We start from the raw sequence: 8,635 nt of genomic DNA on the forward strand, positions 1-8,635 counted from the left end.
GATCAGCGGTACGCCCGCCGCTGTCGCCAGCGCCTGCAACCCCGCCAGCCGTCGCGCATCGTCTCCGCGCCGCGCCATGCTCGCACCCAGCCACACCCGCCCCGGCGCGATCCGGGCAAGCCGGGTCAGTAGCGGCTGAAGCCCGGCGGGCTGGACCAGAGCAAGCGGCGGGACCGGCGCGTCGCTGTCATGCTCAACCGGATCGCGATGCGCACGCTGCATCACTGCGCTCGATCCGGGCAGGACGATCAGCAGCAGATCGTCGTGGAACGCGATCAGATCCTCCAGCCGCAGGATGCAATCGCCCTTTTGCGCGCGCAGATTGCCGGTGGTGAGCAAACGCGTCAGCCGCCCCCAGCCGCGCCGGTTGGCAGGATAGGCGACGATATCCGGGGTGCCATCGACGAATACCAGCCGCGCGCCGGGAACGAACTTCAATGCCGGTGGCGGCAGGCCAGCCTCCTGCGCCGCCGCCCGCGCGTGACGCAGCGCCAACTGTGCGCGGACGACCCCCGCCACGGTGTTGCGATCGGCAATGCCGATGCCGCTCAGGCCAAGTTCGATCGCGCGCGCAATCAGGTCCGCCGGGTACGACGCCCCGCGCAGAAACGAGAAATGCGATGCCGCGACCAGTTCGGCAAAAGCGCTCACGCAAACAAGCCGTGTACATACCAGAGCGGCGTGGGCCGCTCGTCATTCAGGCCGTGCCGGAACAGCCACAAGCGCCGCCCGCGCATATCCTCGACCCGGTAGTAATCGCGGGTCAGGCCAGGGTCGCCCGGCGCGCGGTGCCACCATTCGGCGGCGATCCGCTCCGGCCCTTCATAGCGCGTCACCTCGTGCAATGTGCGTTGCCAGCGAAAGCTGCGCGGCGGACCGTCGGGCTCTTCGGCGATCACCTCGACGCGCTGGGGCGGGTCGAACAAATGGATCGGGCGGCGCGGTGGCTCATCCGGGGGCGGCGCGGGCCAGTCCTGCCGGTCGCTCGCGGTCGCGGGCAGCGCGAGCACCGCCTGTTCGGGAATGTGCGAATCGCGCGGCACGAAGCGGCGGATGCGCCCGCTGCCGGCTCGCACGCTCAACCGGTCGATCAACGCCGCGACATCCTCGGCATGGACCGCCCCACCCTCCAGTTCGAGCTGAGCAAAATCGAGCGGTTCGGCGCGCGGCACCGACAGCCGGATCATGTCGAACCCGAACCCCGGGTCGATCGGGTCGGCCAGCGCGCCGATCCGTTCGGTGAACAGCCGCATGATCCGCGCCGGATCGCGCAAGGGCTGTCCGCAATCGACCGCCAGATCGACGACATGCCCATCGCTGCGGAACAGCCGTGCGGTAAAGCGCCGCCCGCCCTGACGCCGCGCCTCCATCGCCTGCCCCGCTTCCGCCGCCAGTTCGCCGATGACGCGCAACGCATCGTCGGCGCGCGCAATCGGCTCGGCAAAGCGGCGTTCGAACTGCCAGGCCGGGGCAGCGTGACGCGGCGCGATCGGCTTGCCCGACTTGCCCAGAATGCGGGCCAGTAGATCGGGCAGGTCGGCCCCGAACCGCGCCGCCAGCGGGCCGGTGGGACGGGAGACAAGGTCGTCGATGGTCTTGAGGCCGGCTCCCCGCAGCGCCGCCTCGGTCTCGCGCTCCAGCTCGAGCGCCGCGACCGGCAGGCGCCGCAACGCTGCTGTCTCATTTGCCGCCGGGGCCGTCTGAAACCGCGCCAGCGCACGCGCGCCCTCCGGCGTGTCGGCCAGGGCGTGGCGCAGATGCCCGGTCCAGCGCCGCATCCGCGCCTCGACCGCCTCCAGCAAGCCATATTCGCCGCCGAACAGGTGTGCGCAACCGGTGATGTCGAGCACCAGCCCGTCGGGCGGCTCGATCGCCACGCGCGGCGTGAACCGGTCGCAGGCATCGGCAATCCGCTCCAGCCACAGCAGATCGGCGACCGGATCGGCGTCTGCCACCGCCAGATCGGGCACCCGTGCGCGGGCATCGGCCAGCGTCAGACCGGGGGCGAGCCCCAGCGCCATCGCTTCGGCATCGCACGCGGTCAGCCGGATCGCGCCGCGCTGCCGTTCGACCACCACGCGCGGTGCGCTATCCCGTGCGGCGGAGTCCGGTGGCCCGGATCGCACCAGCCGATCGGTCGCCAGAAAGGGGAGGAACAACGCCAGATAGCGTCGCTTCGTCATGATCTTGATCCCGTAATTGGCCGTGCTCCCGATCCCATTCCACCCGCCAGATGCCTCCCGCCGGTCGCCCACGCTGGCGTAGCAATTCCACCGTCCACGCCGGATGCCCTGGGGCATCGGCGGCCAGCGGCACCGACGGCGCCGGCGACACTCCGATCCGCGTCTGCGCCGCACTGGGCGCCGCCGCGCCACCCACGCGCAGCAGCAGCGCAGTTACCCCCGAAGCCTCCGCCAGCAGCGCCAGCCGTCGGCTGGCGGTGAGGTCATAGGCACGCGGATTGCCCCACAGCTCGATCACGACGCTGCCCAGCCCGGCACAGCGCACCGCGTCTGCCGCCGCGCGCAGCACCGCGGCCGCATCGGGCAATACCCCCAGCAGCAACCGCGCCGGATCGATGCCGATCGCGGCGACACCGGGGGCATGCAGCTGGCCGCTGCGCAGTTCGGCATCGCGTTCGCGCAGCCAAATCATTTCGCCGCCCAGCCGATGCGCCAGCACGCCGGCAAACCCCGCCCCGCTGCCCGCCGTCTCGCTCTCCGCCACCAGCTCATGCAGGCGGGCGCGCATGACGCCGCCGCCCAGCGCGCGATCGATCCGGACATGCCCGGTCGGCACATGCCCCGCAGCCTCGCTCGGGGCACGCCCACCGCGTTCGATCAACGCAATGCGCCGCTGAATCAGGGAGAGCGAATCGACACGCATATGTTCCTTATATGTTCTATTTTTCAGACTGTATATGCGGTCGGTCGGGATTTGGTGGCGCATCGCTGAACCGTCGCCTAGATCGACTCCACCACCGTCGTAGGAGACACGCATGACCCTGCCCGACCTGATCATTCCGACCTATGTTCAAATGCTTGGCGCGCTGTCGGGATGGCTGGGCAAGGCCGAGACGCAGGGCAGCGGCGACACGATCATGGCGGCCCGGCTGGCCCCCGACATGTTCCCGCTCGCGACCCAGATCCGCTTTGCGTGCGTGCAGGCGCAGGAGGGCGTCTACCGCCTGCGCGGCGAGGCATTCCCGCCCGTTGTCGCCGAACTGCTCGACGAAGGCCGCAACGCGGGTGAGCGCCCCGGCACGATCGCCGACGCGCGTGCGCGCATTGCCGACACGCTCGCGCTACTGGAGCAGGTGCGCGGCGACATGCCTGCGGTCGATCCGGCGGCGCCGATCGCGCATGCGCTGCCGCAGGGCATGGTGTTCGACCTGACGGCCGAGCAGTTCGTCCGCGACTGGGCGCTGCCGCAATTCTACTTCCACCTGATGACCGCCTACGCGATCCTGCGCGCACAGGGGGTGGATCTGGGCAAGGTCGATTATGTCGCGCACATGTTTGCCTATCTGCGCCCGGGCACCGCACCGGGCAGCTGAGCGTCGTCGGCATGATATAAAGAATTCTTTATATTGCACTTGCCGAGCCACTGAAGCGGGCGTAAAGACCCTCTCGGAACATGGGGGTAACCCGGTGTTTCATGATCGCGCCGGTGCCCCGAAAGGGGCTTAAACGGGAATGCGGTGCGGGCGGCCTGGCCGTCCAAATCCGCAGCTGTCCCTGCAACTGTAAGCGGCGAGCGCGATGCACTTGTTCCCCGTTCGAGGGAGCAGCCACTGGGTGAAAGCCCGGGAAGGCCGTGCATCAAGCCCTGACCCGCGAGCCAGGAGACCTGCCGGCGCATGGTCGCTCTTGCCTTGGTCCAGGGAATGGCCGCGGCACGGTCCTCCGTCTGAGCGACGAACCAAGCGGCGGGGGCCGCCTCGGTGTCGTGCGTCAGGCGCTTTTGCGCCCGGCTGGCGCGCGCATGCCGGCCGTCCGAATGGGACGGCAAGGCCCCTGCCCTCGTTGCATGGCGCCGGGGGTGAAGTTTCCCATGTTGAAGTTGTTGTCCGTTTCCACGCTCGCCATCGCCGCGGCATCGCCCGCCTTTGCGCGCGAGACCATCACCACCGAAGAGGCCGGCGACACGGTGGTCGTCACCGCGTCGCGCTCGGGCGAACCCGTCCCGGTCGACCAGGTCGGTGCATCCGTCACCGTGATCGACGCAGAAGCGCTGGAGCAGCGTCAGACACGCACCTTGTCCGACGTGCTGCGCGACGTGCCGGGCGTTGCCGTGAACCGCACGATCGGCGGCCTGACCCAGATCCGCATCCGCGGGACCGAGGGCAACCATGTCCTGACGCTGATCGACGGGATCGAAGTGTCCGACCCGTTCCAGGGCGAGTTCGATTTCAGCGGCGTGCTTGCCGACAGCGCGGCGCGGGTAGAGGTGCTGCGCGGCCAGCAATCGTCGCTCTACGGTTCCGACGCGATCGGTGGCGTGATCCACTATCTGACGCTGTCGGGCCGCGAGGCGCCGGGGTTCAGCGCGCGGATCGAGGGCGGTTCGTTCGGCACGGTGAGCGCCGCGGCGCGCGCGGCGGGTGTGTCGGGTGACTTCGACTATGCGCTGTCCGCGACCGGCTATCTGACCGATGGCACCCCGACCGCGCGCGGCGGCACCCGCAATGTCGGGTCGGAAAGCGGCGCGCTGAGCGGCAAGTTCAACTGGACCCCATCCGACAGCCTGACGCTGACCGGCGTGCTGCGGTATGCGGTGACCGATGCCGATGCGAACAATAGCGACGGCAATCCCGCGAGCCCGACCTTTGGCTACACGATCGACAGCCCCGGCGTGCATTACCGCAATCGCGGATTTTACGGCCTGCTGAGCGCGCAGTTCAGTGCGCTCGACGGCCGCTGGACCACCAGCCTGTCGGGCCAGTTCGCCGATACCGAGCGCACGATGTTCCGCGCCAATGACACAGTCGATTTCGGCAATGTCGGGACGCGCTACAAGGGTTCGCTGGTGTCAAGCCTGCGCTTTGGCACCGATGCGGTCACCCATCGCCTGACCGGCGCGGTCGATATCGAGCGCGAAGAATTCCGCAACACGACCCCCGGCAGCGGATCCCCCTTCGACGCGTTCACCGGCAAGCGTGACACCGACAATCTCGGCTTGGTCGCGCAATATGAGCTCACCGTCGGCGGCTTCAGCGGCGGTGCATCGGTGCGACACGATGACAATAACCGGTTCGACGACGCCACCACCTGGCGCGTGCAGGGCAGTTATCGCCTGCCCACGGGAACGCGCGTGCGCGGCGCCTATGGCACCGGGGTCAAGAACCCGGGCTATTATGAGCTCTATGGCTATTCGGACGGCCGTTATATCGGCAACCCGAACCTGAAGCCGGAAAAGTCCGAAGGCTGGGAAGCCGGGATCGAGCAGAGCTTTGCCGACGAGACCATCACGTTCGGCGCGACCTATTTCGATTCCACGCTGAAGGGCGAGATCTACACCACCTACCCCGCCCCGACCTATGTCGCGACCCCGGCCAACCGCACGACCCTGTCCAAGCAGCACGGCGTCGAGCTGTTCGCAAGCGCGCGCCCGATCCCGCAGCTGCGGTTCGACGCGAGCTACACGCACCTCGATGCGGACGAGAATGGGGTGGAGGAAGTCCGCCGTCCGGGCGACATCGCCAGCTTCAACGCGACCTATATCTCCAGCGACGAACGGCTATCGACGACGCTGACCGTGCGGCATAACGGGCGGATGACCGACGTGGCCTTCACCGACCCCAGCTACACCCCGGTGCGGGTGTCGCTGAAGCCCTACACGCTGGTGAACCTGAACATTGCGTTTGACGTGGTGGAGAAGGTGCAGCTGTTCGGGCGCGTCGAAAATTTGTTCGACGTCGATTACGAGGAGGTGTTCAGCTTCGCGACTCCAGGCATCGGCGCGTTCGCCGGTGTTCGCGTCAAGCTGTGATGCGCCGCGCCGGCATCCTGCTGGCGATCGCGGCCATGGCGCTGCCGGTTTCGGCCGGCAGCGCTCCGCCGCCGCGTGCGCAGGCCGCACTGCCGATGCGGGTGATGTCGATCAACCAGTGCACCGATCAGCTGGTGCTGATGCTGTTGCCGCCCGAGCGGATCGCGTCGGTCACCTGGCTGTCGCGCGATCCGCTGCTGTCACTGATGGCGGCGCGGGCGCGCGGCGTGGCGGTCAATCGCGGCGAGATCGAGGATGTGGTGCGGCAGCAGCCCGACCTGATCGTCGCCGACAGCTTCGGCTCGGCGGCGACGCGTGCGGCGCTGCGCCGCTTCGGCTTTCCGATGGTCGAGGTCGCGCAGCCGCAGAGCTTCGACGAGATCCGCGCCACGGTCCGTACCCTCGCCGCGCAGCTGGGCACGGTCGAGCGCGGCGAGGCGCTGATCGCGGGGATGGACGCGCGGCTTGCCGAGCTGGCGCGCCGCCCTGCCCTCAATCTGCGTGTGGCGTCGTGGAGCGGCGACGGGCTCTCGCGCGGCGAGGGCGCGCTGTATGACGCGGTGCTCGACGCGGCGGGTGCGCGCAATGCGGTGAAGGACGGCGTCGCGGGCACCGATGTCGAGGCGTTGCTGGCGCTGAACCCCGATATTCTGGTCGCGCCCGTCGGTGGCGTCGTCGGTCAGAGCCTGCGCGATCGTGTGGCGCGGCATCCGCTGGTGCGGCGGCAATGGGCCGGGCGGCAGGTCAGCGTCAGCCCGCGCGCCTATATCTGCGGCACGCCGCTGATCGCCGAGGCGGCGGCCGATCTGCGCGCCCAGCTGGAGGCGGCGCGATGAGCGGGCGGTTGCTGATCCCGGTGCTGGTGGTGCTGACGCTGTTGCTCGGGCTGATCTCGCTCGGCATCGGTACGCTGGGGCTCGACTATGCCGGATGGCTGGGCGGCGAGACCAGCGGGACGGCGCGACTGACCGGGGTGGTGATCACCGAAATTCGCCTGCCGCGCATGCTGCTCGGCGTGCTGACCGGGGCGATCCTCGGCCTGTCGGGCGCGGTGTTGCAGGGGTTGCTGCGCAATCCGCTGGCCGAGCCGGGGCTGCTTGGTATTTCGGGCGGGGCGTCGCTGGGTGCAGTCATTGCGATCTATTACGGGCTGGCGGCGGTCGCGCCGCTGGCCGCGCCGCTGGCGGGACTTGCCGGAGCGATGGCGGCGGGGTTTGCGGCACTGCTGCTCGCGCGCGGCGGGGGGACGCTGGCGCTGATCCTTGCTGGCGCTGCGATTTCGAGCCTGGCCGGAGCGGGCATCAGCCTCGCGCTCAACCTCGCGCCCAATCCCTATGCGGCCTATGAGATCATGACCTGGCTGATGGGGTCGCTCGCCAATCGCGGGTGGGAGGAGGTCCTGCTCGCCGCGCCACTGATCGTGGTTGGTGGAGCCGCGCTGCTGGCCACCGCGCGGTCGCTGGATGCGCTGGCGCTAGGCGAATTGCAGGCCGAAAGCCTGGGCGTCGATGTGCGGCACACGCGGCTGCTGGCGCTTGCGGGCACCGGGCTTGGCGTGGGCGCGGCGACGGCGGTGGTCGGGACGATCGGCTTTATCGGGCTGGTCGCGCCGCATCTGGTGCGCCCCTTCGTCGGGCATCGCCCGGGCGCGACGTTGGTCCCGGCGGCACTGGCGGGCGCGGCGATGCTGACTGCGGCCGATATCGCGACGCGGCTGATCCGGCTCGACAGCCCGATCCATTTGGGGGTGTTCACGGCTTTGGTCGGCGCGCCCTTCTTCCTGTGGCTGGTGCTGCGGATGCGGAGCCGGACGCCATGACCGCGCTCACCCTTGAAGCGATCACGCTGAAGCGCGGCGGAAGGCTGGTGCTCGATAGCGTCGATGTCGCGTTCGCGGCGGGGCGGCTGACAGCCGTGATCGGTCCCAATGGTGCGGGCAAGTCGAGCCTGCTGGAGGTCGCGGCGGGGCTGCTCAAGCCGGAGCGCGGCGATGTGCGACTTGGCGATACTCCCCTGAGCGCGCTGCGGCGACAGGAGCTGGCGCTGCGGCGGGCGTATCTGCCGCAGCGGGTCGGGGTGGATTGGCCGATCAGTGTCGAGCGCGTGGTTGCGCTGGGCCTGCTGCCCCAGCTTCCGGCGTTCGGCGGGCTGCCTGCGGCGTTGCTTCCCGCAATCGACCGCGCGCTGGAGGAGTGCGACCTGATTGCGCTGCGCGACCGCCCGGCGACCGATCTGTCGGGGGGCGAGCTGGCCCGTGTGCTGCTCGCGCGCGCGATCGTGGGCGATCCCGAGCTGCTCATCGTGGATGAGCCCACCGCCGACCTCGACCCGCGCCACGCGATCGACGCCGCGCGGCGGCTGCGCGCGCGGGCCGATGCGGGGCGGACGGTGGTGATGGCGATCCACGATATCGACCTCGCCTTCCGCTTTGCCGACGATGTGGTCGCGGTGCGGGAGGGACGGATTATCGCCGCCGGACCGACCGAAGAAGTGATGCGCGAGCAGACGCTGTCCGCGCTTTACGACGTGCAGGTGCGCATCGTCCGCGACGAATATGGGCCGACCATCCGCTTCCTCGATTAGCCAGCCCAAATCCTCCCCCGCCAGGGGGAGGTGGCACGCGCAGCGTGACGGAGGGGGAGGA

Annotated in this window: 8 protein-coding genes and 1 riboswitch; of the genes, 5 read left to right on the top strand and 3 right to left on the bottom strand. The window is 69.3% G+C overall.

Going from position 1 to position 8,635, the window contains the following annotated elements; all coding sequences use genetic code 11:
* From AX681_RS00745 to AX681_RS00755, 3 genes are all read right to left on the bottom strand, one after another.
* Positions 1-651: PHP domain-containing protein (locus tag AX681_RS00745; RefSeq protein WP_331709966.1), on the bottom strand; the 651-nt coding region annotated here is incomplete at its 3' end.
* Complete coding sequence (locus AX681_RS00750; RefSeq protein WP_066659575.1) at positions 648-2,183, bottom strand: Y-family DNA polymerase; 1,536 nt, start codon at positions 2,181-2,183, stop codon at positions 648-650. The genes AX681_RS00745 and AX681_RS00750, both read right to left, overlap by 4 nt.
* Positions 2,089-2,886 carry an ImuA family protein gene (locus AX681_RS00755; protein ID WP_066659573.1) on the bottom strand — a complete coding sequence of 266 codons (798 nt, stop codon included), beginning with the start codon at positions 2,884-2,886 and terminating at the stop codon, positions 2,089-2,091. The genes AX681_RS00750 and AX681_RS00755 overlap by 95 nt, the downstream gene beginning before the upstream one ends.
* 112 nt (positions 2,887-2,998) lie before the next feature.
* Here AX681_RS00755 and AX681_RS00760 point away from each other — a divergent pair, with 112 nt between their 5' ends.
* The 5 genes from AX681_RS00760 (at position 2,999) to AX681_RS00780 (ending at position 8,574) form a co-directional block, all read left to right on the top strand.
* Complete coding sequence (locus tag AX681_RS00760; RefSeq protein WP_066659572.1) at positions 2,999-3,556, top strand: DUF1993 domain-containing protein; 558 nt, start codon at positions 2,999-3,001, stop codon at positions 3,554-3,556.
* Positions 3,557-3,650: 94 nt separating this feature from the next.
* Positions 3,651-3,871: riboswitch (cobalamin riboswitch) on the top strand.
* Between the two features lie 182 nt (positions 3,872-4,053).
* The gene (locus tag AX681_RS00765) at positions 4,054-5,991 is read left to right on the top strand and encodes a TonB-dependent receptor plug domain-containing protein (RefSeq protein WP_082737931.1); all 1,938 of its coding nucleotides are present in this window, start codon (positions 4,054-4,056) and stop codon (positions 5,989-5,991) included.
* Positions 5,991-6,827: an ABC transporter substrate-binding protein gene (locus AX681_RS00770; protein ID WP_066659569.1), complete on the top strand. Its 837-nt coding sequence runs from the start codon at positions 5,991-5,993 to the stop codon at positions 6,825-6,827. The genes AX681_RS00765 and AX681_RS00770 overlap by 1 nt, the downstream gene beginning before the upstream one ends.
* Positions 6,824-7,810 (top strand): FecCD family ABC transporter permease, encoded by a 987-nt coding sequence (locus tag AX681_RS00775; protein WP_066659567.1) that lies wholly within the window; start codon positions 6,824-6,826, stop codon positions 7,808-7,810. The genes AX681_RS00770 and AX681_RS00775 overlap by 4 nt, the downstream gene beginning before the upstream one ends.
* Complete coding sequence (locus tag AX681_RS00780) at positions 7,807-8,574, top strand: ABC transporter ATP-binding protein (protein WP_066659585.1); 768 nt, start codon at positions 7,807-7,809, stop codon at positions 8,572-8,574. Before AX681_RS00775 ends, AX681_RS00780 begins: the two co-directional genes overlap by 4 nt.
* The last annotated feature ends 61 nt before the right edge of the window (positions 8,575-8,635 follow it).

This window comes from Sphingomonas sp. CCH9-E2, from assembly GCF_001557215.1.
GTDB lineage: Bacteria > Pseudomonadota > Alphaproteobacteria > Sphingomonadales > Sphingomonadaceae > Sphingomonas.

Coding starts and splice junctions, on each gene's coding strand:
- AX681_RS00750 (WP_066659575.1), bottom strand. CDS start 2,183: ATGACGAAGCGACGCTATCTGGCGTTGTTCCTCCCCTTTCTGGCGACC.
- AX681_RS00755 (WP_066659573.1), bottom strand. CDS start 2,886: ATGCGTGTCGATTCGCTCTCCCTGATTCAGCGGCGCATTGCGTTGATC.
- AX681_RS00760 (WP_066659572.1), top strand. CDS start 2,999: ATGACCCTGCCCGACCTGATCATTCCGACCTATGTTCAAATGCTTGGC.
- AX681_RS00765 (WP_082737931.1), top strand. CDS start 4,054: ATGTTGAAGTTGTTGTCCGTTTCCACGCTCGCCATCGCCGCGGCATCG.
- AX681_RS00770 (WP_066659569.1), top strand. CDS start 5,991: ATGCGCCGCGCCGGCATCCTGCTGGCGATCGCGGCCATGGCGCTGCCG.
- AX681_RS00775 (WP_066659567.1), top strand. CDS start 6,824: ATGAGCGGGCGGTTGCTGATCCCGGTGCTGGTGGTGCTGACGCTGTTG.
- AX681_RS00780 (WP_066659585.1), top strand. CDS start 7,807: ATGACCGCGCTCACCCTTGAAGCGATCACGCTGAAGCGCGGCGGAAGG.